The organism is Georgenia muralis (assembly GCF_003814705.1).
Lineage (GTDB): Bacteria > Actinomycetota > Actinomycetes > Actinomycetales > Actinomycetaceae > Georgenia > Georgenia muralis.
Genome location: NZ_RKRA01000001.1, coordinates 178,933 through 204,027, shown reverse-complemented (window position 1 = coordinate 204,027; position 25,095 = coordinate 178,933). Strand labels below are relative to the sequence as shown.

The following is a 25,095-nucleotide window of genomic DNA, read 5'->3' as shown; positions in this document are numbered from 1 at the left end:
GTGGTCTGCGCGGGGGCAGCCGCACCCGCGGCCGTCTGCGCCGTCACAGCGGCCTCACGCTCAGGACGTGGGCCACCTGGGCGTGCGGATCCAGCCGGACGAACGGGTCGGGTCCCCAGTAGTACGTCTGGCCGCTCAGCTCGTCGCTGACCGCCATCGCGGGGGCGCCGGGCTCGCCACCCGGCGTGACGCCCAGGGCCGCGAGGTCGAGGTGGAGGACGCCCTCGCGGGTGAGGAAGGGGTCGAGGTTGACGACCACGACCACCGTGTCCGCCGTCCCGGTGGGCGACTGGTCGGCGGGGACGTGCTTGGAGAAGCACAGGATCCCGTCGTCGCTGGTGGGGTGGACGGTGACGTTGCGCAGCCGCTGCAGGGCGGGGTGCGCCCGGCGCAGCCGGTTGAGGGCGGTGAGCAGCGTCGCGATGCCGTGGTCGCCGGCGCGGGCGAAGTCGCGCTCCTTGAACTCGTACTTCTCGTTGTCGATCTGCTCCTCGGCACCGGGCCGGGCGACGTGCTCGACCAGCTCGTAGCCGGAGTAGATGCCCCACGTGGGTGAGCCGGTCGCCGCCAGGACGGCCCGGATCGCGAACGCGGTGACCCCGCCCTGCTGCATGTAGGGCGTGAGGATGTCGTGCGTGGTGGGCCAGAAGCTCGGCCGGACGCGGGCGTCGGTCTCCCGGGCGAGCTCGAGCAGGTAGTCGCCGATCTCCTCCTTGCGGGTCCGCCAGGTGAAGTACGTGTAGGACTGGTGGAAGCCGATCGCACCGAGCGTGCGCATCATCGCCGGCCGGGTGAAGGCCTCGGCGAGGAAGATCACCTCGGGGTGACGCTCGTGGAACTCCGCGAGCAGGCGCTGCCAGAAGCTCAGCGGCTTGGTGTGCGGGTTGTCCACGCGGAACGCGGTGACCCCGTGCTCCACCCACAGGTCGAGCACGTCGCGGATCGCGACGTAGATGCCCTCGGGGTCGTTGTCGAAGTTCAGCGGATAGATGTCCTGGTACTTCTTCGGGGGGTTCTCGGCGTAGGCGATCGAGCCGTCCGCCCGCGTGGTGAACCACTCCGGGTGCTCGCTCACCCACGGGTGGTCGGGGGAGGCCTGCAGGGCGATGTCCAGGGCCACCTCCATGCCCAGCTCCCGTGCCCGGCCCACGAAGGCGTCGAAGTCCTCGAACGTGCCCAGGTCCGGGTGGATGGCGTCGTGCCCGCCCTCCCACGAGCCGATCCCGTACGGCGAGCCCGGGTCCTGCTCGTTCGCCCCAAGGGTGTTGTTGCGGCCCTTGCGGTTCGTCAGGCCGATCGGGTGGACGGGGGTGAGGTAGACGACGTCGAACCCCATCCCGGCGATCCGCGGCAGGTCCTGCGCGGCGGTGCGCAGGGTCCCCGAGGTCCAGGTGCCGGTCTCCTTGTCCAGGTGCGCCCCGACGGACCGGGGGAACATCTCGTACCAGGACCCGTACAGGGCGCGCTCGCGGTGCACGACGACGGGGTAGGTGGCCGACGCCGAGACCATCTCCCGCAGGGGGTGCGCGGCCAGCACCGCGCGGACGTCGGGGGACGTCGCGGCCGCCATCCGCGCCTGGGGGGGCCGGCGCGCGTCGCGCAGGGCGGCGACGGCGTCGGTGAGGACGGCCCGGGCGCCGTCGTCCAGGCCCGGGGCCTCGGCCGCCCGGTCGAGCACCAGCGCCCCCTCGGTCATCATGAGGCCGACGTCGACGCCGGCGTCGACCTTGATCGTGGCGTCGTGGGCCCAGGTGGCGTACGGGTCGGACCAGCCCTCGACCCGGAAGCCCCAGTCGCCGGGCGCGTCGGGGACCAGCCAGGCCTCGTAGCGGTCGAGTCCCGGGGCGACGTCGCGCATCGCCGCCCAGGAGTGGTCCGTGCCGTCGGGCGCGACGAGGACCGCCGTGGCCGCGACCGCGTCGTGCCCCTCGCGGAAGACGGTCGCCCGGACCGGGAACGCCTCGCCCACGGTGGCCTTGGCCGGCCACCGGCCGTCCTCCAGGACGGGGGAGACCTCGACCACCGGGATGCGCCCGACCGGGGCGAACGGCGCCGGCACGGGAGCGGGCACCGGGGCGAGCGGGTCGGCGACGTCGGGTGCCTGCTCGGCGGGGGAGGCAGGTGCCTGCTCGGCGGGGGAGGCGGGTGCCTGCGCCGCGGCGGGGGAGGCCGGCGTCTCGGTGGCCCCGGGTGCACCCGCCCTCTCGGCGGGGGCGGCGGGCTGCGAGCCGGCGGGACGGTCGGAGCGACGTCGGGCGGGCTGCTGCGGCTTCGAGGTGTGCACGGACCGAACCTACCGAGGACGGGCCCGGATGGCAGGTCCAGGGGAGGATCCGCGGCACGTGTCCCGCCGACGCCCCCAGAGGTGCCGCCACCGTGCCCCCGGATGTAACGCAGTGCAAGCGTTGCAGTGATTTCCCCCTACACTGGCGCGCGTGAGAGCCATCCGACGATTCACCGTCCGCACCGTCCTGCCCGAGGCGCTGAAGCCCCTGGACACCCTCGCGCAGAACCTGCGGTGGTCCTGGCACACGCCGACCCGGGAGATGTTCGCCTCCCTCGACCCGCAGCTGTGGGAGGAGGTCCACGGCGACCCCGTCGCGCTCCTCGGCGCGCTGGACCCGAGGCGTCTCGAGAAGCTCGCCGCCGACCGCGCGCTGGTCGCGCAGATCCGCGAGCTCGACGCCGACCTCGCCCGTTACCTCAGCGAGCCCCGCTGGTACCAGCGGGACTACGCCGACGCCGACAAGCCGGCCGCGGTGGCGTACTTCTCCGCCGAGTACGGCATCACCGCCGTGCTGCCGCAGTACTCGGGCGGCCTGGGCATCCTCGCGGGCGACCACCTCAAGTCCGCCTCCGACCTCGGCGTCCCGATCGTGGGCGTGGGCCTGCTCTACGGCGCCGGCTACTTCAAGCAGTCCCTCACCCGTGACGGCTGGCAGCACGAGACCTACCCCCTGCTCGACCCCGACAACCTGCCGCTGACGCTCCTGCGCGAGCCGGACGGCACCCCCGCGCGCGTCTCGCTCGACATGCCTGGTGGTCGCACCCTCAGCGCCCAGGTGTGGCTGGCCCAGGTCGGTCGTGTGCCGCTGCTCCTGCTCGACTCCAACATCCTCGACAACGACGAGCAGGCCCGCCGGGTCACCGACCGCCTCTACGGCGGCTCCGCCGACCACCGCCTGCGCCAGGAGCTCCTCCTGGGCATGGGCGGTGTCAAGGCCGTGCGCCTGTACTCCCGCCTCACCGGCTCGCCGAGGCCCGAGGTGTACCACTGCAACGAGGGCCACGCCGGGTTCCTCTCCGTCGAGCGGGTGCGCGAGCTCGTCGAGGCCGAGGGCCTGACGTTCGAGGCCGCGCTCGAGGCCGTCAAGGCCGGCACCGTCTTCACCACCCACACCCCGGTGCCCGCGGGCATCTCCCGGTACAGCACCGACCTCGTCGCGCAGTACTTCGGTGGCGGCGCGGAGATCCCGGGCATCCCCCTGGAGAAGGTCCTCGCGCTCGGCGCGGAGGACTTCGACGGCGGTGACCCGGGCGTGTACAACATGGCCGTCATGGGCCTGCGGGCCGCCAAGCGCGCCAACGGCGTGGCCAAGCTCCACGGGCGGGTCTCGCGCGGCATGTTCCACCAGCTCTGGCCCGGCTTCGACGTCCGCGAGGTGCCCATCACCTCCGTGACCAACGGCGTCCACGGCCCGACCTGGACCGACCCGGCGTTCGCCGAGATGGCCGAGCGCCACCTCACCCCCGAGCAGCTCGCGACCGGCGAGGGCTGGCTGCTCGGCCCCGACGCCGGCGGCGTCGACGACGCCGAGCTCTGGGCGGTGCGCCGCACCCTGCGCAGCAACCTCGTCACCGAGGCGCGGCGCCGCGTGCGCAAGTCGTGGATCGACCGCGGGGCCTCCCCGGCCGAGCTGGGCTGGACCGACGACGTCCTCGACCCCGACGTCCTCACCATCGGCTTCGCCCGACGGGTTCCCACCTACAAGCGCCTGACGCTCATGCTCTCGGACCCCGAGCGGCTCTCCCGCCTGCTCACCGACCCCGAGCGCCCGATCCAGATCATCGTCGCCGGCAAGTCCCACCCCGACGACGAGCTCGGCGTCACCCTCATCCAGAAGCTCGTCCAGTTCGCCGACCAGGTCGGGGTGCGCGAGCGGATCGTGTTCCTGCCGAACTACGACATCGCCATGGCCCAGTCCCTCATGCCCGGCTGCGACGTGTGGCTGAACAACCCGCTGCGCCCGCTCGAGGCGTCCGGCACGTCGGGGATGAAGTGCGCCCTCAACGGCGCGCTCAACCTCTCCATCCTCGACGGCTGGTGGGACGAGTGGTTCGACGGGCGCAACGGCTGGGCGATCCCCACCGCCGACGGCGTCGAGGACCCCGCCGAGCGCGACCGGCTCGAGGCGGCCGCCCTGTACACCCTGCTCGAGGACACCGTCGTGCCCCGCTTCTACGAGCGCGACGCCGACGGGATCCCGCGGCACTGGATGGAGATGGTCCGCCACACCCTGGCCACGCTCGGGCCGAAGGTCCAGGCCACCCGGATGGTCCAGGACTACGTGCGCAACCTTTACACGCCCGTCGCGGTGTCCTCGCGCCGGCTCGACGGCGCGCACCAGTACGTCGGCGCTGCCGCGCTCGCGGACTGGAAGGCCGGGGTCCGGGCCGCCTGGCCCGGCGTTCGGGTCGATCACGTCGAGGCGTCCGGCGTCGCGGACGTCGTCAACGTCGGTGACACGGTCTCCGTCACCGTCTACGCCCACCTCGGTGAGCTCTCACCGGCCGACGTCCAGGTCCAGGTCGTCGGCGGCCGCGTGGACGAGGAGGACAACCTCACCGAGTTCCGGGTCTTCGCGCTCGAGCCCACCGAGGCACTGGAGGGTGGCCGGCACGCCTTCACGGGCTCCTACACCCTGGAGTTCGCCGGGCCCTTCGGCTACACCGCCCGGATCGTGCCCAGCCACCCCGACCTGGCGTCCTTCACGGAGCTCAGCCTGGTCACCAGCGCCGAGCACTGACGCACCGGCCCGGCCGGCCCGTGACGGGGCGCCCGGGATGCGGACGGGCCCGTCCTCCTCGCGGAGGACGGGCCCGTCCGGCGTCGTGCGGTGGTTCCGTGGTGCGGTGGTTCCGTCGTGCGGTGGTTCCGGCGCGGCGGTGGTGCGGGCCCGCGGCCGGTGTCAGTACACCATCTGCATGGCCGCACGGACCTCGTCGAGCGTGGCGTCCGCGACGGCGCGCGCCCGCTCGTTGCCCGCGCGCAGGACGGCGAGGAGGTGTCCCTCGTCGGCGACGAGCTCGGCCCGCCGGGCCCGGACCGGGGCGAGCATCTCGTTGACGGCCTCGGTGGCGGCGCGCTTGAGCGCCGCGCCGCCGCCGTCGCCGATCTCCCGGGCGACGTCGTGGGGGTCCCGGCCGCTCGCCATCGCGGTGAGCTGGACGAGGTTGGACACCTCCGGGCGACCGACGGGGTCGTAGGTGATGTGCCGGTCGGCGTCGGTGACCGCCCGCTTGAGCAGGCGGGCCGTGGTGTCGGCGTCCATGCCGAGCTCGATGGCGTTGCCGCGCGACTTCGACATCTTCTGCCCGTCGGTGCCGAGCACCGAGGCCGCCTCGGAGAGCAGGGCCTCGGGCCGCGGGAAGACCGGGGCGTCCCCGGCGCGGCCGTAGCGCTCGTCGAAGCGCCGCGCCACCACGCGAGCCTGCTCGAGGTGGGGGAGCTGGTCCTTGCCGACCGGCACGAGGTTGGCCTTGCAGAAGAGGATGTCCGCCGCCTGGTGCACGGGGTAGGTGAGCATGAGGCCGGACATCGGCCGGTCGCCCGTGGCCTCCATCTCCGACTTCACGGTGGGGTTGCGGCGGAGCTCGGCGTCGGTCACGACGCTGAGGAAGGGGAGCATGAGCTGGTTGAGCGCCGGCACGGCCGAGTGGGTGAAGATCGTCGAGCGGTCGGGGTCGATGCCGACCGCGAGGTAGTCCGCGACCAGGGAGAGCACCCGCTCGCGGATCGGCCCGACGCCGTCACGGTCGGTGATGACCTGGTAGTCGGCGACCAGCACCATCGTCTCCACGCCCGCGTCCTGCAGGCGGACCCGGTTGAGGAGGCTGCCGAAGTAGTGGCCGAGGTGGAGGTTGCCGGTGGGGCGGTCCCCGGTCAGGACGCGGAAGCCGGTCGGGTCGGCGGCGATCTGGGCCTCGATCTCCTCGCTGCGCCGGCGGGTGCGCTCGAGGGAGGCGTCGGTGGTCGCCTCGGCCAGGTCGTTGCCGGCCTGGTCGGCGGGGGTCTGTCGGGGCTCGGACGTCAGGGGCTGTGCGGGCACGCGGGCCACCCTACCGTCGCGGCGGCCGCCGCCGTTCAGGGCATCGAGAGGTACAGCCGCATGCTCAGCGACTCCATCTCCACCGCCTCGTGGGGGGAGGCGATGAGGCTCAGGGGGTCGGAGTCGGAGGTGGTGCGCTGGTACTCCGGGCGCTCCCACGCCGAGTCCCAGACGAGCTCGTAGTCCCCGCCACGACCCTCGGCGAGGGTGACCATCTGCTGGTCGAGCGAGCCGTTGATGAGGACGAGGGCGTCCCGGTCGGCCGAGCGCCGGCCCGAGCGCAGCATCTGCAGGACACGGTTGTGGACGTCGTGCCACCGGTGGGCCGTCATCGCCAGGCCCGCGCCGTCGAACCAGGCGAGGTCGGCGACGTCGTCGCCGGGGTCGGGCCGGCCGGTGGCGAAGCGGGTCGGCCGCAGGACGGGGTGCTCGGCCCGCAGCCGCAGGAGGTACTGGGTGGTCTCGAGCATGTCCCGACGCCACGGTGCGAGCTCCCAGCCCACCCAGGAGATCTCGTTGTCCTGGCAGTAGGCGTTGTTGTTGCCGTGCTGGCTGCGCCCGAACTCGTCCCCGGCGGTGATCATCGGGGTCCCCGCCGAGAGCAGGAGCGTGCCCATGAGGTTGCGCATCGAGCGCCGGCGCAGCGGCAGGATCGGCGCGGCGATGGAGTCCTTCACCGCGCCCTCCACGCCGTGGTTCCACGACCGGTTGTCGTTCGTGCCGTCGTGGTTGCCCTCGAGGTTGGCCTCGTTGTGCTTGTGGTCGTAGGCCACGAGGTCGGCCAGGGTGAAGCCGTCGTGGGCGGTGACGTAGTTGACCGAGCTGAGCGGACCGCGCCCCCCGGGGACCTCGCCCAGGCCGAACAGGTCGGCCGAGCCCGACATGCGGGTGGCCAGCTCGCGCAGGTCGTGACCGGTGTGCCCGTGGGAGGCCGCGCCGGCGTCGGCGAGCCAGAAGGTGCGCACGGCGTTGCGGAACTTGTCGTTCCAGTCCGCCATCGGCGCGGGGAACTGCCCGGTGCGCCACCCGCCCGGCCCCAGGTCCCACGGCTCGGCGATGAGCTTGACCGAGGAGAGCACCGGGTCCGTGACCATCGCGACGAGGAAGGGGTGGTAGGGCGTGTAGTCACCGCCGTTGCGGCCCAGCGTCACCGCCAGGTCGAAACGGAAGCCGTCCACGTCGACCTCCTCCACCCAGTAGCGCAGCGAGTCCAGGGCGAGCTGGACCACCCGGGTGCGGCGGAAGTCCAGGGAGTTGCCGCACCCGGTGACGTCGACCAGCCGGGCCGGGGCGACGCCGTCGTGGAGGTAGTACCCGGTGTTGTCCAGCCCGCGCAGGCTCAGCGACGGCCCGTGGGCGCCGCCCTCGCAGGTGTGGTTGTACACGACGTCGAGGACGACCTCCAGGCCCGCCGCGTGCAGGAGGGCGACCATGCCCTTGACCTCGGCGAGCACCGCCTGGGGGCCGGCCTCCCGGGCCGCCCGCGTGGCGTAGCGCGGCTCGGGGGCGAAGAAGGCCAGGGTGTTGTAGCCCCAGTAGTTGCTCAGCCCCTTGGCCGTGAGGAAGGGCTCGGACATCGACGCGTGGATGGGCAGCAGCTCGATCGTCGTCACGCCCAGGGACTTCAGGTGCGCGATCGTCACCGGGTTGGCCAGGCCTGCGTAGGTGCCGCGGAGCTCCTCGGGCAGTCCCGGCAGCCGCATCGTCAGGCCGCGCACGTGCGCCTCGTACAGCACGGTGCGCGACCACGGCACGCGGGGGCCCGGGACGCGCCCGTCGAACGCGTCGTCGACGACGACGCCGTGGGGCACGTAGGGGGCCGAGTCGGCCGGGTCGGCGCTCGCCCCGCCGTCGAGCGGGGCCAGGTCGGGCCCGACGAGGTGGTCGTGGATCTGGGGGACGAGGGCGACCTCCCCGTCGATCGCACGGGCGTACGGGTCGAGCTGGAGCTTGGCCGGGTTGTGCCGCAGCCCCGTCGCGGGGTCCCAGTGCCCGTGGACGCGGAAGCCGTAGCGCTGGCCCGGTCCCACCCCGGGGACGTGCCCGTGCCAGACCCCCGCCACCGGGCCGCGGAGCAGGTAGCGGCGTTCGGTGAACGTGCCGTCGCTGGCCGGGTCGAGCAGGCACAGCTCGACCTCGCGGGCTCGGGAGGCGACGACCGCGACGTCGACGCCGTCCCCGACGAGGTGGGCGCCGAGCCGGCGCGGGTTGGCGGCGTGACCGGCGCGCCGGACCTCCACGGGGGCCGGCGGCGGTGCCGGGGCGGGCGGCGGTGCGGGAGCGGTCGCCCGCGGCTTCGTGGCCGGCCGGGGGGCCGGGCGGGCGGCGGGGCGTGCGGTACTCACGGTCCCATTCAACCTCAGCGCACCCCGGGCGTGAGGCCGACCACACCGCTGCCGTGCGGGGCGGCTCGATTGCCGGCACCGGCGCACCAGGTGGCAGGCTGGGGGGCATGAGGATCGTCGTGTGCGTCAAGCACGTCCCCGACCTGCAGGCCGAGCGCTCGCTCGACGCCGCCGGGCACCTGGTGCGCGGAGACGACGACGTGCTCAACGAGCTCGACGAGAACGCGGTCGAGGCCGCGCTCGCGCTCGCCGAGGCCGTCGGCGGCGAGGTGGTCGCCCTGACCATGGGGCCCGACGACGCCGTCGACGCCGTCCGCCGCGCGCTGCAGATGGGCGCCGCCTCCGGGGTGCACGTCGTCGACGAGCGCGCCGCCGGGTCCGACGTCGTCGGGACGGCCCGGGTGCTCGCGGCCGCGGTCCGCAAGGTCGGGGAGGAGGCCCCGGTCGACCTCGTCGTCACCGGCATGGCGTCCATGGACGGCCTCACCGCGATGCTGCCCTCCGCGCTCGCGGCCTCGCTCGAGCTGCCCCAGCTCACCCTCGCCGGGCGGGTGGCGATCGACGGCCGGACCGTGACGGTCACCCGGACCATCGGCGACGCCGACGAGGTCCTCGCCGCCGAGCTGCCGCTGGTGCTGTCCGTGACCGACCAGGCCAACGAGCCGCGCTACCCAAACTTCAAGGCGATCATGGCGGCGAAGAAGCGGCCCGTGGCCATCTGGGACCTCGACGACCTCTCCCTGGCCTCCACCGGCGCGGAGGCCGACGGCGGCCCCGAGGTGGGCACCGCGGGGGCGGGGGCCGTCGTCGTCTCCGCCGCGCCGCGCCCACCGCGCGAGGCCGGCCGCGTCATCACCGACTCCGGCGACGCCGGTACGCAGCTCGCGGCGTACCTCGTCGAGAACAAGCTCGTCTGAGGCAGGGAAGAGACATGACCACGCTCACCGGAACCGTCCTCGTCGTCGTCGACCACGCGGGCGGCGCGCTGACCGGGCCGTCGGCGGAGGTGCTCACCCTCGCTCGGGGCCTGACCACCGGCGACGTCGACGCCGTCGCCCTCGCCGAGCCCGACACCACCGCCCTCGCCCGCCTGGGCGTGGCCACCGTGCACGTGCCCGACCTGGGCCCCCTCGCCCCCGAGATCGCCCCGGTGGCCGCCGAGGCCGTCCTCGCCGTCGTCGCCGCGGTGCGCCCCGAGGCGGTGCTCCTCGTCTCCAGCTTCGCCGGGAAGGAGGTCGCCGCGCGCCTGGCGGTCGCGCTCGGCTCCGGTGCCGTCGTCGACGCCACCGCCGTCTCGGTGGACGGCGGCGGTCGCCTCCTCGCCTCCCGCTCGGTGCTCCAGGGCACCTGGGAGACCAGCTGCGCGGTGCGTCGCGGGCTGCCCGTGGTGGCCGTCAAGCCGACCGCGGTCGAGGCCGCCGACGCCCCGGTCCCCGGGCCGGCCACCGTCTCCGCCGTCCCGGTGACCTTCTCCGCGGTCGCGCGCGCCGTCCGGGTCGTCTCGCGCACCGCCCACCCCGGCGGGAGCCGGGCGCCGCTGGGGGAGGCGAAGGTCGTCGTCGTCGGTGGCCGCGGCGTCGAGGGCGACTTCTCCCTCGTCGAGCAGCTCGCCGACGAGATCGGCGGCGCCGTCGGCGCCACCCGGGTGGCCACCGACGAGGGCTGGATCGACCACTCCGCCCAGGTCGGCCAGACGGGGGTGACGATCTCCCCGCGCCTGTACGTCGGGCTCGGGGTCTCCGGTGCCATCCACCACACCGCGGGCATGCAGACCGCGGAGACGATCGTCGTGGTCAACAACGACCCGGAGGCGCCGATCTTCGAGATCGCCGACCTCGGCGTGGTCGGCGACCTCACCGAGGTCGTGCCCCAGGCCGTCGCCGAGCTGCGCCGCCTGCGCCAGGGCTGAGCGTTGGGCGCCCGGCACTACCTCGACCACGCCGCCACCACCGCGGTGCGGCCCGAGGTCGCCGCGCGCTACGCCGAGGAGCTCGCCCAGCTGGGCAACCCCTCCTCCCTCCACAGCGCGGGTCGCGACGCGCGCCGGCGCCTGGAGGAGGCGCGCGAGCAGCTCGCCGCCGCGCTCGGCGCGCACCCGGGGGAGGTCGTCTTCACCTCCGGCGGGACGGAGGCGGACAACCTCGCCGTCAAGGGGGCCTGGTGGGCCCGCCGCGCGGACCGCGACGCCCTGGCGGTCTCCGCCGTCGAGCACCACGCCGTCCTCGAGGCCGCGGCCTGGCTCGCCGCGCACGAGCACGCGCAGGTGGACCTGCTGCCCGTGGGGCCGGACGGGGTCCTCGACCTCGGCGCCGCCGAGGACGTGCTCGCCCGGCGCGCCGGCCGTGTGGCGCTCGTCTCGGTGATGTGGGCGAACAACGAGACCGGCGTCGTCCAGCCCGTGCCGGGGGTCGTCCAGCTCGCCCGCCGGCACGGTGCGGCCGTGCACACCGACGCCGTCCAGGCGGTCGGCCACGTCCCCGTGGACTTCGCCGCCGGAGGTCCGGACGCCCTGACCCTCTCCGGGCACAAGCTCGGCGCGCCGGTCGGCACCGGCGCGCTCCTCGCCCGGCGCGAGCTCGCCCTCGCGCCGGTGGAGCACGGGGGCGGGCAGGAGCGCGGCGTGCGCTCGGGGACGATCGCCGTCGCGGGCGCCCGCGCGCTGGCTCTCGCGGTCGAGCTCGCCGTCGCCGAGGTCGCCGACGAGGGCCGGCGGCTGCGCGCGCTGCGGGACCGGCTGGCCACCGGGGTGCTGGCCACGGTCCCCGGCGCACGGCTGACCGGCCCCCCGCCGGGCAGTCCCGACCCGCGCCTGCCCGGGACCGTCCACGTCACCGTCGACGGCGCCGACGCCGACGCGCTGCTCCTCGGGCTGGACCTGGCCGGCGTCGCCGCGTCCTCCGGCTCCGCCTGCCGGGCGGGCGTGCAGGAGGCCTCCCACGTCCTGCTCGCCATGGGCCGTGACGAGGACACGGCCCGCTCGGCCCTGCGCCTCTCGCTCGGCCGGACCAGCACCGACGCCGACGTCGACGCCGTCCTCGCCGCGCTGCCCTCGGTCGTCGACGGCGCCCGGCGGGCCCACGAGGTGCGCACCCGGCGCCGCGCCGCCGCGGCCCGGCCGGCCCGGACGGCCCTGTGATGCGCGTCCTCGCGGCCCTGTCCGGCGGGGTGGACTCCGCCGTCGCGGCGGCACGTGCGCTCGACGCCGGGCACGACGTCGTCGGTGTCCACATGGCCCTGTCCCGCTCCCCGGCCCAGCACCGCACCGGCTCGCGCGGCTGCTGCTCCATCGAGGACGCCGGCGACGCCCGCCGGGCGGCCGACGTCCTGGGCATCCCCTACTACGTGTGGGACCTCTCCGAGGAGTTCGAGGAGACGGTCGTGGCGGACTTCCTCGACGAGTACGCCGCCGGGCGCACCCCCAACCCGTGCGTGCGCTGCAACGAGCACATCAAGTTCTCGGCCCTGCTCGACCGCGGCCTCGCCCTCGGCTTCGACGCCGTGGTGACCGGGCACTACGCGCGCATCACCGAGGCCACCGGCCCCGCCGGCCCCCGCCGCGAGCTCCACCGCTCCGCCGACCCCCTCAAGGACCAGTCGTACGTGCTGGCGGTCATGGGCCCCGAGCGCCTCGCCCGCTCGATCTTCCCCCTCGGGGACGCCCCGTCGAAGGACCACGTGCGGGCCGAGGCCGCCGCCCGCGGCCTGAGCGTCTCCGCGAAGCCGGACTCCTACGACATCTGTTTCGTCGCCGACGGCGACACCCAGGGCTTCCTGCGCTCGCGGCTCGGCGCCCGGCCCGGCGCCGTCGTCGACCCCGACGGCGCCGTCCTGGGCCGGCACGAGGGGGCCTACGCGTTCACCGTCGGCCAGCGCAAGGGCCTGGGTCTGCCCGGCCCGGCCCCCGACGGGCGGCCCCGCTACGTCCTGGAGGTCCGGCCCGCGTCGAACGAGGTGGTCGTCGGGCCCGCCGAGCTGCTCAGCGTCGACGACCTGACCGCCACCGCCACGGTCTGGCTGGCCGACGACGTGCCCGCGGGGGCGTGGACGGGCGCGGAGGTCCAGGTCCGCGCCCACGGAGAGCCGGTGCCGGCGCGGGTGCGCCGCACGGGGGACGAGCTCCGCGCCCACCTCGAGCGGCCGTTGCGCGGGATCGCGCCGGGCCAGTCCCTCGTCGTCTACGCCGGCACCCGGGTGCTCGGCCAGGCGACCCTCGCCCGCGCGGGTCGTCTCGGCGCCGCCAGCCGCGCCGGGTGAGCACGGCCGCCGCCCTAGGGTGAGCAGGTGCGCGCCGACCTCCCCCTCGCCCGGTCCACCGTCGACCCCGACGCCGTCTCGCGGTCGCGGCCGGGGCTCGTCACCGCCCTCGCCGGCGAGGCCGGCACGCGTGTGCTCCTCCTGCGCCACGGGCACCTCGCGCTGCGCGGGACCGCGCTGGACCTGCGGCCGGCCGCCGAGCTCCCGGCCCTGGACCCCGAGCACGCGGTGTACCTCGGTCGCGACCAGGACGGCGCCTACCTCGCGCTGACCCTCCCCGAGGACCTCGGCGACGAGCGTGACCTCGACGGGGTGCCCGTCGTCGGCGACGCCGCCCTCGTCGACCTCGTCGCGGGGCTGACCTTCGGGCACCTGCGCGACGTCGGGGACTCCCTCGGTGACCGGGACGCCGGGCTGGCCACCACAGCCGTCGCCGTGGCGTCCTGGCACGCCCGTCACCCCCGGTGCCCGCGGTGCGGGGAGCTGACCGAGGTCGTCGACGCGGGCTGGGTGCGGCGCTGCCCCGCGGACCACTCCCTGCACTACCCCCGCACGGACCCCGCCGTCATCATGGCCGTCACCGACGGCCGCGACCGCATCCTCCTCGGCCACGCCGCCCACTGGCCGCAGCGGCGGTTCTCCACCCTCGCCGGCTACGTCGAGCCGGGCGAGTCGGTCGAGGCGGCGGTGCGGCGCGAGGTCCTCGAGGAGGCCGGGGTCGTCGTGACCGACGTCGAGTTCGTCGCCTCCCAGCCGTGGCCCTTCCCGGCCTCCCTCATGCTGGGCTTCCGCGCCCGCCTCGCCGAGGCGGACCCGGTGGTGCAGGTCGACGCCGAGGAGATCACGGAGGCGCGCCTGTTCACGCGGGCGGAGCTGCGGGCGGCGGTGGAGGCGGGGGAGGTCCTCCTGCCCACCCGGGCCTCGATCGCCCTGGCCCTCATCGAGGACTGGTACGGCGACACGCTGCGGCACTGATTCCCGCGCGCAGCGCGCGTGCGCACCTCGTCCCCCGCCCGGTCCACGCATCGAGGCCCTCTCGCCGCGTTCGCGCGCGCGGACGGCTCCGGGAAGAATCGGACCGGAAGGGATGTTGAAAGGGCAACGACCGAGAGGAACTCCATGACCACCCCCGCCGCCGGCACCGTGACGATGTACTCCACGACGTGGTGCGGCTACTGCCGCCGCCTGAAGTCGCAGATGGACGCCGAGGGCGTCAGCTACGTCGAGGTCGACATCGAGGACGACGCCGACTCCGCCGCCTTCGTCGCGTCGGTCAACGACGGCAACCAGACCGTTCCCACCGTGGTCTTCCCGGACGGCTCGGCCCTGACCAACCCCTCCCTCGCCGAGGTCTCGCGCCGCCTGGGTCGCCTCAGCGCCTGAGCCGCCGGCGCGGTGCGGCCCGCGACCACGCCCGGGTCGGGGTGACGCGCAGCGCGGTGTCCGGGGGGCCTGCGACACTGGCGGTGATGAGCACCGACGACCTCCTGGCAGCCCTCGACGACGACCAGCGCGCCGTCGCGGACCACCTCACCGGCCCGCTGTGCGTCCTCGCCGGCGCCGGCACGGGCAAGACCCGGGCGATCACCTACCGCATCGCCAACGGGGTCCGCACGGGCACCTACGACCCCCGCACGGTCCTCGCCGTGACGTTCACCGCGCGGGCGGCGGGGGAGATGCGCTCGCGGCTGCGCGACCTCGGGGTCGGCGGCGTCCAGGCGCGGACCTTCCACGCCGCGGCGCTGCGCCAGCTGTCCTACTTCTGGCCGACGGCGGTCGGCGGCCAGCTCCCGCGCATCGCCGAGCACAAGGCCTCCCTCGTCGCCGAGGCCGCGGGGCGTCTCGGGCTCGGGGCCGACCGGGTGGCGGTGCGCGACCTCGCCGGTGAGGTCGAGTGGGCGAAGGTCTCCCTCGTCACCGCCGATGACTACGTGGCGCGCGCGGCGCGGGCGGGCCGGGAGGCCGTGGCGGGGCACGACCACGCGACCGTCGCCCGGCTGCTCTCGGTGTACGAGGACGTCAAGGGCGAGCGCGGGGTCATCGACTTCGAGGACGTGCTCCTGCTCCTCGTGGGGGTCCTCCTCGAGCGCGACGACGTCGCGGCCGAGGTCCGCCGGCAGTACCGCCACTTCGTCGTGGACGAGTACCAGGACGTCTCCCCGCTCCAGCAGCGCCTGCTGGACCTGTGGCTCGGGGGCCGGCGCGAGCTCTGCGTCGTCGGTGACGTCTCGCAGACCATCTACTCCTTCACCGGGGCGACCCCGTCCTACCTCACCGAGTTCCCGCGCCGGTACGAGGGCGCCGCCGTGGTGCGCCTCGTGCGCGACTACCGCTCGACGCCCCAGGTGGTGGACCTGGCCAACAAGGTCCTGGCCCGCGCGGGGCGGCACCGCAACGCCGCCGCCGTCGAGCTCGTCGCCCAGCGCCCGTCCTCGGTGCCGGTGCGGTTCGAGACCTACGACGACGACCTGGCCGAGGCCCGCGGGGTGGCCGAGCGCATCACCGCCCTCGAGCGCGAGGGGGTGGCCCTGTCCGAGATCGCGGTGCTCTACCGCACCAACGGCCAGTCCGAGGCGCTCGAGCAGGCTCTCGCCGACGCCGGGATCGGCTACCTCGTCCGCGGCGGCGAGCGGTTCTTCTCCCGTCGCGAGGTCCGCGAGGCGATCGTCCTGCTGCGCGGCGCGGTCCGGGCGAGCGCCGAGCAGCCGATGCCCGCGGCGGTGCGTGACGTGCTCTCCTCGGTCGGCTGGGCGCAGGACCCGCCGGCTGCGCGGGGCGCGGCGCGGGAGCGCTGGGAGTCGCTGAGCTCCCTCGTCGGCCTCGCCGACGACCTCCACGCCGCCCGGGGCGCCGACATGGCCGGGCTGGTCGCCGAGCTCGACGACCGGATGGCGGCGCAGCACGCACCGACCGTCGCGGGCGTCACGCTGGCGTCGTTCCACGCCGCCAAGGGCCTGGAGTGGGACGCGGTGTTCCTCGTCGGGGTCAGCGAGGGGCTGCTGCCCATTTCGCTCGCCGAGGGCGACGACGCCGTCGCCGAGGAGCGCCGCCTGCTGTACGTGGGGGTCACGCGCGCCCGGGAGCACCTGCAGATCTCCTTCGCCCGGGCGCGCACCGTGGGCGGGCGCGCCTCGCGCAAGCGCTCGCGCTTCCTCGACGGCATCTGGCCCGAGGGCACCGGCGCGGGAGGGGCCGGGCTCTCGCGGCGCGGCGCCGCCCGGGCCCGCACCGAGTCCTTCCTCTCGGACAACCCCGCCGATGCCGAGCTCTTCGAGCGGCTGCGCGGCTGGCGCGGCGACGTCGCCCGGGCGATCAGCAAACCGGCGTACACGGTCCTGCACGACACGACCCTCCAGGCGATCGCGACGGCCAAGCCCAAGGACCTGCGCCAGCTCGGCGTCCTGCGGGGGATCGGGGCGACCAAGCTCGAGGCGTACGGCCCCCAGGTGCTCGCCGTGGTGCGCGGTGAGGACGTCGACGTCGAGGCCTGGCTGGCGCGCTGAGACCGTCCGCGGAACCCGCCGAAAAGTCGTCGCGAAAAAGGATTGCCCGCCGATCCGGCGCGGGTCTAGGCTTCCCATGTCCGATTCGACCGGGTCCTGCCTAGCCAGCACAGAGGATCCCCCACGCCGGAGGAGGTGCTCGAGAGTGATGCTCACCAACGCCACGTACGCGATTGCCCGGTTCAGCGTCGCGCCCAGCCTCGGCACCTCCGTGGCTGGCGCGCGCCCGCGCACGCTGCGCATCGCCGCCCTCGGGACCGCGACCCGGACCTAGACCTCGTTCAGCACGAGCTCCGGCCGCGTTCCCACTGGGACCGCGGCCGTCGTCGTCGTACGACACCCGGCCCCTCCCCGGACATTAGACGACACGCATCAGGAGCAGGCTCGTGCAGCTCACCGCCCTTCTCGACCAGATCAGCCAGGGATCATCCACCACCTGGCCGGCCGCTCCGGCGGACCTGACGTTCGCCGGCGACCCCGGCTGGGGCGTCCTGTCCACCCCGGGCCGGCCCGGGGCCGTCGCGACCCCCTGCCAGGTCGCGGACGACACCGACCTGTGGTTCGCCGAGCGCACCGCCGACGTCGAGCGCGCCAAGGCCCTGTGCCAGGCCTGCCCGGTGCGCGAGGCCTGCCTCGCCGGTGCCGTCGAACGTGCCGAGCCGTGGGGCGTGTGGGGCGGCGAGGTGTTCGTCGACGGCGTCGTCGTCGCCCGCAAGCGCGGCCGCGGTCGCCCGCGCAAGCAGGACGTCGTCGCCTGAGCGGACCCGCCCCACGAGGGCAGGACGTGCGTGACAGGGCAGGACGGCCGTGACGCCGGTGGTCAGCCGGGGCCGAGCGCCCCGGCCGCCACCGGCGTCCGCGCGTCCTCCCCGACCCGGTCGCACCCGCACCGCGGGTGCACGGTCCAGCGGCGCACCACGGGCACCGGGTCCAACGCGCTGACCTCCAGGCTGGCAGCGTTCACGCCGACCTCCCGGCCGTCGATCGCGGCCAGGACCTGGTGGGCCGCCAGCGCCGAGCCCAGCGCCGCGACGGTGACCTCCGTGCCCGGCGCAGGCGCGACCCGCAGCTGGGTGGCGAGCGCCGGCCACGCGTCGTCGGCGTCGGTGCGGTGCAGGTCGAGGCAGCGGGTGCACGGCCCCCGACCGGGCACCACCAGGGGTCCCACCACGACGTCGACGTCACCGACCACCACCGGGAGGTGGACGACGTCCTCGCGCAGCAACGGGCGCAGCCGGACCGGGTCGGGCACGCCGTAGGACACCGCCACCAGGACGTCGGGGCGCGTGCCCGCCGGGGCGGAGGTCCGCAGCGCGGGGAACGCCGACCGCAGGTGCTCGGTCGCGCAACGCCCCCGGCGACGGCCCACGTCCCGCGGGTGGAAGACGCCCAGGTCCGCCGTCGTCACGGGGGCGTCGTCGTCGAGGAGCAGCGTGCCGACGCCTGCGGCGGCCAGCGTGACCGCCAGCGCCATCCCCAGCCGGTCGACCCCGCGCAGGGCCACCCGGGCGGCCGCCCGCGCCGCCATGACGGCGCCACCGTCGCCGTCGGCCCGCAGCCGCGACCAGTAGGCCTCCTCGGGCGGGACCGGGCCGTGCCCGGGCGCGTCGGAGGGGTCGAGGACGCCGGAGCGCTCGAGGAGGGCCGTGAGCTCCCGCACGCGCTCGGGCGGCACGCCGCGCGTGCGGCCCAGCCGCAGCAGGTCCGCCGCGGTCGGGCTGCGCCGCAGCGCCTCCACGAGCCACTGCTCGCCCTCGGTCAGCCCCTCCAGGACGACGGCGCAGCGCGGGTCGGTGCCGACCTGGCTCTCACCGGGGCGGCGCCACAGGACCGTCAGTCCGGGTCGCAGTCGCACCGTGCCCTCCCTCCCGCCGGTGGCCCGGCGTACGGGAGGAACGGTGGCACGTCACGGCGCCGGCCCGCCGGCGTCGTCCACAGGCTCAGGCGCGGGGCGTCCCGCCCGGCTCGTCGCCGGCCCCGTGACCCGTCCCGCCCGGCTCGTCGTCGGGCTCGTCGCCGGTCGCGGTCCCCTTCGTGCCCTCGTCCCGTTCGGCACCTCCGCGGTCGTCGCCGCCGCCGGCGAGCGTGCCGTCGAGGAGGGCGGCTAGTGCCTCGTCGACGTCGTGCTCGGCGTCGCGCGCGGCCTGGCGCGAGCTGACGAACCCGCCCGGGTCGTCGAGCTCCTCCGGCGTGGGCATGAGGTCGGGGTGCGACCAGAGCGCGTCGCGGTCGGCCACGCCCCGCTGCGCGCCCAGGCTCGCCCACAGCGAGGCGGCCTCGCGCAGCCGCCGGGGCCGCAGCTCCAGCCCGACGAGGCTGGCGAAGGTCTGCTCGGCCGGTCCGCCGCTCGCCCGGCGCCGGCGCAGCATCTCGCGCATCGGCACCCCGGCGGGCAGGTGCGGCGCGACCGCCTGGGCCGTCACCTCCTCGACCCATCCCTCGACGAGGGCGAGCGCCGTCTCCAGACGGACCAGGGCCGCCTCCTGAGCGGGGGACCGGTCGAGGGCGAAGACACCACCGGCGAAGGCCTCGCGGAGCTGCTCGGGGTCCGTCGGGTCGATGCCGCGCACCGCCTCCTCCATCGCGCCGGTGTCGATGGTGATCTCACGGGCGTAGGAGGCGACGATGCCCAGCAGGTGCCCGCGCAGCCACGGCACGTGGGTGAAGAGCCGGGCGTGGGCGACCTCACGGACCGCGAGGAAGAGGCGCACCTCATCGGCCGGGACGTCCAGGCCCTCGGCGAACTCCGCGACGTTGGCCGGGACCAGGGCGACCACCGGCTCCTCCACCAGCGGCAGGCCGGTGTCGGAGGTGCCGAAGGCCTCGCGTGCCAGCGCGCCGACGGCCTGGCCCAGCTGCATCCCGAAGACGGCGCCGCCGAGCTGGCGGAGCATGCCCTGCGCCGCGCCCACCTGCTCGGCCATGGCGCGGACCTCGGGGGGCAGGTGCTCCGCCTGAGCGGCGATGGTGTCCACCAGGGCCTGGGAGAGCGACGTCGCCACCGGCTCGGAGAGGCCCTTCCACGCCGGCAGCGTGCGCTCGACCCAGTCCGCCCGGCTCCACGCCTCGTGCCGGCCGCCCGCGGGGCCGAGCTCGGTGGCCGCGTCGAGCCACAGCTCGGCCACCGACAGGGCCGAGCGCACCTGCTCGGCCTGGGCGGCGGTGACGGCGGGGTCGCCGCCGGCGAAGGCGCTCTGGCGGGCGAGGGACTGGGCGAGGTCCCAGTTGACGGGGCCGCCCCCGCCGGAGGCGAGCAGCTGCTGCATCTGCCCGATCAACATCATCAGCTGGTTGCGATCGGTGGGGAGCCCGGCCGCCTTCGACATGGCGTCCGGGTCCAGGCCGGACGCGCGCATCGCGCGCATCGCCTCGGCGGCCGCCTCCGGTCCCATCATCGAGCGCAGGAGCTGCTCCCAGCTCGCGGGCTCGCCGCCGGCCGGCTGGTCGGGGTGCTGGCTCATCGCTGCTCCTTGGTCGTGGACCACCACGGTAACCGCCGGGGTCCCGGCGGGTCCCGGCCCGGGCCCACGCGCCGGGCCCGGTTCGCTCAGGGCGCACCGCCGGGGCCGGTCCGGCGCTCCGGCCATCCTCCTCCGGGAGGCCGGCCCGGCGCTCCCGACATCCTCCTCCGGGCGGTCCGGCGCTCCCGGGATCCTCCCGGGCGGCCCCCGGGGTTCTCCCAGACTCGTGCGGCATGATGTCCCGGTGATCGAGCAGGAGACCGCCGCAGCGGGCGGGGTCGGAACCCGCGACGGCGAGTCCCTCGTGCCCCGGCGCGCGGTGACCCTCGTCGTCTCCGGCGCCCTGGTCGCCCTGCTGCTCCTCGTCATGGCCATGGTGCCGCTGCCCTACGTCGTCCAGCAGCCCGGACCGACGGTCGACACCCTCGCCGAGCACGACGGCGAGCCGCTCATCACGGTCGAGGGCGCCGAGACCTACCCCACGAGCGGCGAGCTGCGCCTGACCACCGTCTCCTACCTCGGGGGCCCGGGTTTCCGCCCGGTGAGCGCGCTGCGAGCCCTGGGGGCATGGCTCGACGGGACCGAGGTGGTCCTTCCGCGCGAGGCGGTCTACCCCGAGGGCGTCTCGCGCGAGCAGCTCGAGGACCAGTCCTCGGCCCAGATGACGTCCTCGCAGACGAACGCCACCGTCGCGGCCCTGACCGAGGTGGGCTACGACGTCCCCATGGTCATGACCGTGGGGGAGGTCGCCGAGGGCTCGGGCGCCGACGGCGTCATCCGCCCCGGCGACGTCATCACCTCCGTCCAGCCCGCCGGCGAGGCGCGCTCCGACGTGGCCGACTTCGCCGACCTCGTCGGCGTCCTGGACGTCACCCCGCCCGGCACGGTGGTCCGGGTCGGCGTGGACCGGGACGGGATGGCGGAGGTCGTCGAGGTCACCACGACCGCGCCGGTGACCGCGCCCGACGTCGAGGCGCCGCAGGGCAGCCTCCTGGGTGTGGGCCTGCTGCCGGACGTCGAGCTGCCCGTGGACGTCTCGTTCGACATCGACAACATCGGCGGACCGAGCGCCGGAACCATGTTCGCCCTCGGGATCATCGACACCCTCACCCCGGGAGAGATGACCGGTGGGGAGGTCGTGGCCGGCACCGGCACCGTCGACCTCGCCGGCGGGGTCGGCGCCATCGGCGGCATCCGGCAGAAGCTCGTCGGTGCCCGCCGGGACGGTGCCGAGTGGTTCCTCGCCCCTGCGGGCAACTGCGCCGAGGTGGTCGGGCACGTGCCCGACGGCCTGCGCGTGGTGCCGGTGGGCACCCTCGCCGAGGCCCGGGCCGCCGTCGAGGAGATCGGGACGGGCGGCGGGGACGGCCTGCCCTCCTGTACGGGATAGGCCACCCGCGGCGGCGCCGGACGGCGGCGGCCGGTCAGCGGAAGGTGTCGCGTAGCGCCTCGACCAGGCCGGGCACGGCGTCGGGGGAGCCGCCGACCTCGTCGTCGGAGTCGTTGGCCCGGGTGCGCAGCGCGCACCACGACTCCCCGGTGCGCAGCACGCCCGCGGCGATCCGCACGTCCTGCCGGTCGGGGTGGGCCATGAGGTACTCCACCGCGGCGTCGGCCTCGCGGGGCATCCCTGACTCGGCCTCCGGCGGCACGACCATGCGCTCGACGACGATCGCGGCGCCGTCGACCTCCTCGGGCCACGCGAGCCGGCCGAGGAGCTCCTCGAGGGTGGCGGACTCCGGCAGGCCGTCCTGCTCGATGCTGGTGAGGTGCTCGGGGTCCTCCTGGGCCGCCAGGACGGCGTCGGTGGGCAGGTCCCGCTCGAGGGCCGGGTTGGCGGCCAGTGCCCCGGCGGTGTTCACGAGGGCGAAGACGAGGACGGGGGAGTCCCAGCCCAGGCCGGCGACGTGGCGCTCGATGTCACGCACGGCCGTGCGCAGGGCCTGGAGACGGGGCGTGGGCAGCTGGGGGGCGTCGGTCATGACCCCATGATCGCGCACGGGCCGCCGCGGTCCGCGCCGCCGGTCGGCGCCGGGCAGGGCCGGTGGTGTGGGAACCTTGGACCCGGGCGGCACGTTGAGCACGCAGGGCACGCGCGCGAGGCGCCCGTCCCCGTAATGCTCGACCAATCAGCTGAGGTGCTGCTCCGTGACGTCCCCATCCGTCCCCCGTCCACCGAGCCAGAACGGACCCGCGCCGCGGCGGGGGGCGCTCGTCCCCACGATCGTCGTCCTCGCCGTCCTCGCGGCCGTCGTCATGGGGCTCGCCCAGGTGTGGACCGAGATCCAGTGGTTCAACCAGCTCGGCTTCACCGACGTCCTCATCCGTGAGTGGACGACCCGCGGGGCGCTGTTCGCCCTCGGCTTCCTGCTCATGGGCGGGGCGGTGTGGCTCAACCTCCACCTCGCCTACTCCCAGCGGCAGGTCTACCCGCCCACGACGCCGGAGGAGCGCAACCTCGACAAGTACCGCGAGTCGATCGAGCCGCTGCGCCGCCTCATCATGATCGGCGCCCCGCTGGTGCTGGGCCTGTTCGCGGGGTCCTCGCTCTCCGCCCAGTGGCGCGAGGTGCTGACGTTCCTCAACCGTGAGCAGTTCGGGATCGACGACCCGCAGTTCGGGCTCGACATCGGCTTCTTCGTCTTCACCCTGCCCGTGATCCGGATGCTCATCTCCTTCCTCATGACCGTGGTGTTCCTCTCGGCCGCCGCGGCCGTGGTGACGCACTACCTCTATGGCGGGATCTCCCTGGCGCCGCGCGCCCAGCGCATCTCCCCGGCCGCCCGTCTGCACCTGGGCATCCTCGCGGCGGTGTTCGTCCTGCTCATCGCGGCCAGCTACTGGCTCGACCGGTACTCCGTGCTCGTGGGGGAGAACGCCCGCTTCGCCGGGGCCTCCTACACCGACGTCAACGCCAACATCCCGGCCAAGGCGATCCTCGCCGGGATCGCCGTCGTCGTCGCGGTGCTGTTCGTCGTCGCCGCCTTCCGCGGCACCTGGCGGCTGCCGGTCGCCGGCATCGGGGTCATGATCGTCTCGGCGATCGTCGTGGGCTCGGCCTACCCGGCTGTGGTCCAGCGCTTCCAGGTGGAGCCCAACGCCATCGAGCTCGAACGGGAGTTCATCCAGCGCAACATCGACGGCACGCTCGCCGCGTACGACCTGCAGGACGTCGAGGTCGAGACGTACTCGGCCACCACCGAGGCCGAGGCCGGCCAGCTCCGTGAGGACAGCCAGTCCACCGCCTCGATCCGGCTGCTGGACCCGCAGATCGTCGCGCCGACGTTCAACCAGCTCCAGCAGAACCGCCAGTACTACGGCTTCCCGACCACCCTGGCGGTGGACCGGTACGAGATCGACGGCGAGAGCCGCGACACCGTCATTGCCGTGCGCGAGCTCAACCAGGACGGTCTCGGCGCGGAGCAGCGCACCTGGGTCAACGACAAGACCGTCTACACCCACGGGTTCGGCGTGGTCGCCGCGTACGGCAACACCACGCGCTCGGACGGGCGTCCGGCGTTCTTCCAGCAGGGCATCCCGAGCACCGGTGAGCTCGGCGAGTACGAGCCGCGGGTGTACTTCGGCCAGTTCAGCCCCGACTACTCCATCGTGGGGGCGCCCGAGGGCACCGACCCGTGGGAGCTGGACTACCCCGACGACGACGCGCCCAACGGCGCCGTCAACAACACCTACACCGGCGACGGCGGGCCGTCGATCGGCAACATCGCCGCCAAGCTGCTCTACGCGCTGAAGTTCGGCGACATGCAGATCCTCTTCTCCGACCGGGTGACCGAGGAGTCGCAGATCCTCTTCGACCGCGACCCGCACCAGCGGGTGTCCAAGGTCGCCCCGTACCTCACGCTCGACGCCAAGGCCTACCCGGCGGTCGTGGACATGGACGGCGACGAGGCCACGCCGAAGGAGCTGGTCTGGATCGTCGACGGGTACACCACGACGAACGACTACCCCTACTCCGCCCGCGAGTCGCTCGAGGAGGCGACGACGGACTCCCTCACCACGGTCAACGGGGTGCCGGCCGCCGTCGGCGTGGCGCCGGCCCAGGTGAACTACATCCGCAACTCCGTCAAGGCGGTCGTCAACGCCTACGACGGCGACGTCACCCTCTACGAGTGGGACGAGGACGACCCGATCCTGGACACGTGGCAGAACATCTTCGGCGACCACGTGCAGCCGGTCGAGGACATCAGCGGTGACCTCATGAGCCACCTGCGCTACCCCGAGGACCTGTTCAAGGTCCAGCGGCAGCTCCTCAGCGAGTACCACGTCACCGACGCGGCGTCGTTCTACTCCGGGTCGAACTTCTGGAACATCCCGACGGACCCGACGGCCGCCGCCGGCGTGCCGCAGCCGCCGTACTACCTCACCATGCAGATGCCCGCCCAGGACGAGGCGCAGTTCTCCCTGACGTCGAGCTTCATCCCGGGCGGCCAGACCGACCGCAACATCCTCACCGGCTTCCTCGCCGTGGACTCCGAGACCGGGGACACCGCCGGCGAGGTGCGCGAGGACTACGGGCAGATGCGGCTGCTCGAGCTGCCCTCGGACCTCACCGTGCCCGGTCCGGGCCAGGTGCAGAACAACTTCAACTCCAACCCGGCCGTCTCCTCGGAGCTGAACCTGCTGCGGCAGGGCAACTCGGACGTCCAGCTCGGCAACCTGCTCACGCTACCCGTCGGCGGCGGCCTGCTGTACGTCCAGCCCGTCTACGTCCAGTCGGCGCAGGGCACGTCCTACCCGCTGCTGCAGCGCGTGCTCGTCTCCTTCGGTGACGAGATCGGCTTCGCCTCCACGCTCGACGAGGCCCTCGACGAGGTCTTCGGCGGCGACTCCGGTGCCGAGGCCGGCGACGCCGAGGTGGCCCCGCCGGAGGAGACCCCCGATGGCGAGGAGCCCGATGGCACCACCGAGGTGCCTGCCGCCGCCCAGGAGCGTCTCACCGACGCCCTCGCCGACGCCCAGCAGGCGATCGCCGACGGCAACACCGCTCTCGCGGAGAGCGACTGGACGGCCTACGGCGAGGCGCAGCAGCGCCTCCAGTCCGCCATCGAGGACGCTCTCGCCGCCGAGGCCGAGATCGCCGACGCGACCGGGGAGGTCGCGCCCGACGACGAGGCCACGGCGGAGCCGACGGCCGAGGCCACCGAGGAGGCGGCCCAGGGCTGACGCGTGTGACCCAGGGCAC

General features: G+C 74.7%; 18 protein-coding genes. 12 read left to right on the top strand and 6 right to left on the bottom strand.

Going from position 1 to position 25,095, the window contains the following annotated elements; translation table 11 throughout:
* Positions 1 to 43: 43 nt before the first annotated feature.
* Entirely contained in the window at positions 44 to 2,071 is a 2,028-nt protein-coding gene (locus EDD32_RS00890; RefSeq protein WP_246006227.1) for an alpha-1,4-glucan--maltose-1-phosphate maltosyltransferase, read from the bottom strand.
* A 364-nt stretch (positions 2,072 to 2,435) separates the two neighbouring features.
* Here EDD32_RS00890 and glgP point away from each other — a divergent pair, with 364 nt between their 5' ends.
* A complete protein-coding gene (gene glgP / locus EDD32_RS00885; protein WP_123913789.1) occupies positions 2,436 to 5,027 on the top strand; it encodes an alpha-glucan family phosphorylase in 2,592 nt (863 codons plus the stop codon).
* A gap of 162 nt (positions 5,028 to 5,189) precedes the next feature.
* On the opposite strand, the gene trpS is transcribed toward glgP, so the two are convergent.
* Entirely contained in the window at positions 5,190 to 6,314 is a 1,125-nt protein-coding gene (gene trpS / locus EDD32_RS00880; RefSeq protein ID WP_123920018.1) for a tryptophan--tRNA ligase, read from the bottom strand.
* Between the two features lie 50 nt (positions 6,315 to 6,364).
* A complete protein-coding gene (glgX, locus tag EDD32_RS00875) occupies positions 6,365 to 8,569 on the bottom strand; it encodes a glycogen debranching protein (protein WP_484103610.1) in 2,205 nt (734 codons plus the stop codon).
* Positions 8,570 to 8,781: 212 nt separating this feature from the next.
* Here glgX and EDD32_RS00870 point away from each other — a divergent pair, with 212 nt between their 5' ends.
* From EDD32_RS00870 to EDD32_RS19705, 9 genes are all read left to right on the top strand, one after another.
* Positions 8,782 to 9,591, top strand: a complete 810-nt coding sequence (locus tag EDD32_RS00870; RefSeq protein WP_123913785.1) for an electron transfer flavoprotein subunit beta/FixA family protein — start codon at positions 8,782 to 8,784, stop codon at positions 9,589 to 9,591.
* A 14-nt stretch (positions 9,592 to 9,605) separates the two neighbouring features.
* The gene (locus EDD32_RS00865) at positions 9,606 to 10,583 is read left to right on the top strand and encodes an electron transfer flavoprotein subunit alpha/FixB family protein (RefSeq protein WP_123913782.1); all 978 of its coding nucleotides are present in this window, start codon (positions 9,606 to 9,608) and stop codon (positions 10,581 to 10,583) included.
* A 3-nt stretch (positions 10,584 to 10,586) separates the two neighbouring features.
* Positions 10,587 to 11,810: a cysteine desulfurase family protein gene (locus EDD32_RS00860; protein WP_123913780.1), complete on the top strand. Its 1,224-nt coding sequence runs from the start codon at positions 10,587 to 10,589 to the stop codon at positions 11,808 to 11,810.
* On the top strand, positions 11,810 to 12,928 hold the full coding sequence (mnmA, locus tag EDD32_RS00855; RefSeq protein WP_123913778.1) for a tRNA 2-thiouridine(34) synthase MnmA: 1,119 nt from the start codon (positions 11,810 to 11,812) through the stop codon (positions 12,926 to 12,928). Before EDD32_RS00860 ends, mnmA begins: the two co-directional genes overlap by 1 nt.
* A 27-nt stretch (positions 12,929 to 12,955) precedes the next feature.
* Positions 12,956 to 13,903: an NAD(+) diphosphatase gene (gene nudC / locus EDD32_RS00850; RefSeq protein WP_123913776.1), complete on the top strand. Its 948-nt coding sequence runs from the start codon at positions 12,956 to 12,958 to the stop codon at positions 13,901 to 13,903.
* A 144-nt stretch (positions 13,904 to 14,047) separates the two neighbouring features.
* Positions 14,048 to 14,311 carry a mycoredoxin gene (locus EDD32_RS00845; protein ID WP_123913774.1) on the top strand — a complete coding sequence of 88 codons (264 nt, stop codon included), beginning with the start codon at positions 14,048 to 14,050 and terminating at the stop codon, positions 14,309 to 14,311.
* 86 nt (positions 14,312 to 14,397) lie between these two features.
* Positions 14,398 to 16,431 carry an ATP-dependent DNA helicase UvrD2 gene (locus tag EDD32_RS00840; RefSeq protein ID WP_123913772.1) on the top strand — a complete coding sequence of 678 codons (2,034 nt, stop codon included), beginning with the start codon at positions 14,398 to 14,400 and terminating at the stop codon, positions 16,429 to 16,431.
* A 148-nt stretch (positions 16,432 to 16,579) separates the two neighbouring features.
* A complete protein-coding gene (locus tag EDD32_RS19710; protein ID WP_281274835.1) occupies positions 16,580 to 16,705 on the top strand; it encodes a hypothetical protein in 126 nt (41 codons plus the stop codon).
* A 112-nt stretch (positions 16,706 to 16,817) separates the two neighbouring features.
* On the top strand, positions 16,818 to 17,189 hold the full coding sequence (locus EDD32_RS19705) for a WhiB family transcriptional regulator (protein ID WP_123913770.1): 372 nt from the start codon (positions 16,818 to 16,820) through the stop codon (positions 17,187 to 17,189).
* A 62-nt stretch (positions 17,190 to 17,251) separates the two neighbouring features.
* On the opposite strand, the gene EDD32_RS00830 is transcribed toward EDD32_RS19705, so the two are convergent.
* Complete coding sequence (locus EDD32_RS00830) at positions 17,252 to 18,286, bottom strand: thiamine biosynthesis protein ThiF (protein ID WP_123913768.1); 1,035 nt, start codon at positions 18,284 to 18,286, stop codon at positions 17,252 to 17,254.
* A gap of 85 nt (positions 18,287 to 18,371) precedes the next feature.
* Positions 18,372 to 19,892 (bottom strand): zinc-dependent metalloprotease, encoded by a 1,521-nt coding sequence (locus EDD32_RS00825; RefSeq protein ID WP_123913766.1) that lies wholly within the window; start codon positions 19,890 to 19,892, stop codon positions 18,372 to 18,374.
* A 244-nt stretch (positions 19,893 to 20,136) separates the two neighbouring features.
* Here EDD32_RS00825 and EDD32_RS00820 point away from each other — a divergent pair, with 244 nt between their 5' ends.
* The gene (locus tag EDD32_RS00820; protein WP_246005911.1) at positions 20,137 to 21,282 is read left to right on the top strand and encodes a YlbL family protein; all 1,146 of its coding nucleotides are present in this window, start codon (positions 20,137 to 20,139) and stop codon (positions 21,280 to 21,282) included.
* Between the two features lie 34 nt (positions 21,283 to 21,316).
* On the opposite strand, the gene EDD32_RS00815 is transcribed toward EDD32_RS00820, so the two are convergent.
* Positions 21,317 to 21,874, bottom strand: coding sequence for a PPA1309 family protein (locus EDD32_RS00815; RefSeq protein ID WP_123913764.1), 558 nt, complete (start codon positions 21,872 to 21,874; stop codon positions 21,317 to 21,319).
* A 166-nt stretch (positions 21,875 to 22,040) separates the two neighbouring features.
* On the opposite strand from EDD32_RS00815, the gene EDD32_RS00810 reads away from it, so the two are divergent.
* Positions 22,041 to 25,076 (top strand): UPF0182 family membrane protein, encoded by a 3,036-nt coding sequence (locus EDD32_RS00810; protein ID WP_123913762.1) that lies wholly within the window; start codon positions 22,041 to 22,043, stop codon positions 25,074 to 25,076.
* Positions 25,077 to 25,095 lie beyond the last annotated feature (19 nt).

Bases quoted from the DNA above. Each gene is read 5' to 3' on its own strand.
- EDD32_RS00870 (WP_123913785.1), top strand. From the start codon at position 8,782: ATGAGGATCGTCGTGTGCGTCAAGCACGTCCCCGACCTGCAGGCCGAG.
- EDD32_RS00865 (WP_123913782.1), top strand. From the start codon at position 9,606: ATGACCACGCTCACCGGAACCGTCCTCGTCGTCGTCGACCACGCGGGC.
- mnmA (WP_123913778.1), top strand. From the start codon at position 11,810: ATGCGCGTCCTCGCGGCCCTGTCCGGCGGGGTGGACTCCGCCGTCGCG.
- EDD32_RS00845 (WP_123913774.1), top strand. From the start codon at position 14,048: ATGACCACCCCCGCCGCCGGCACCGTGACGATGTACTCCACGACGTGG.
- EDD32_RS00840 (WP_123913772.1), top strand. From the start codon at position 14,398: ATGAGCACCGACGACCTCCTGGCAGCCCTCGACGACGACCAGCGCGCC.
- EDD32_RS19710 (WP_281274835.1), top strand. From the start codon at position 16,580: ATGCTCACCAACGCCACGTACGCGATTGCCCGGTTCAGCGTCGCGCCC.
- EDD32_RS00825 (WP_123913766.1), bottom strand. From the start codon at position 19,892: ATGAGCCAGCACCCCGACCAGCCGGCCGGCGGCGAGCCCGCGAGCTGG.
- EDD32_RS00815 (WP_123913764.1), bottom strand. From the start codon at position 21,874: ATGACCGACGCCCCCCAGCTGCCCACGCCCCGTCTCCAGGCCCTGCGC.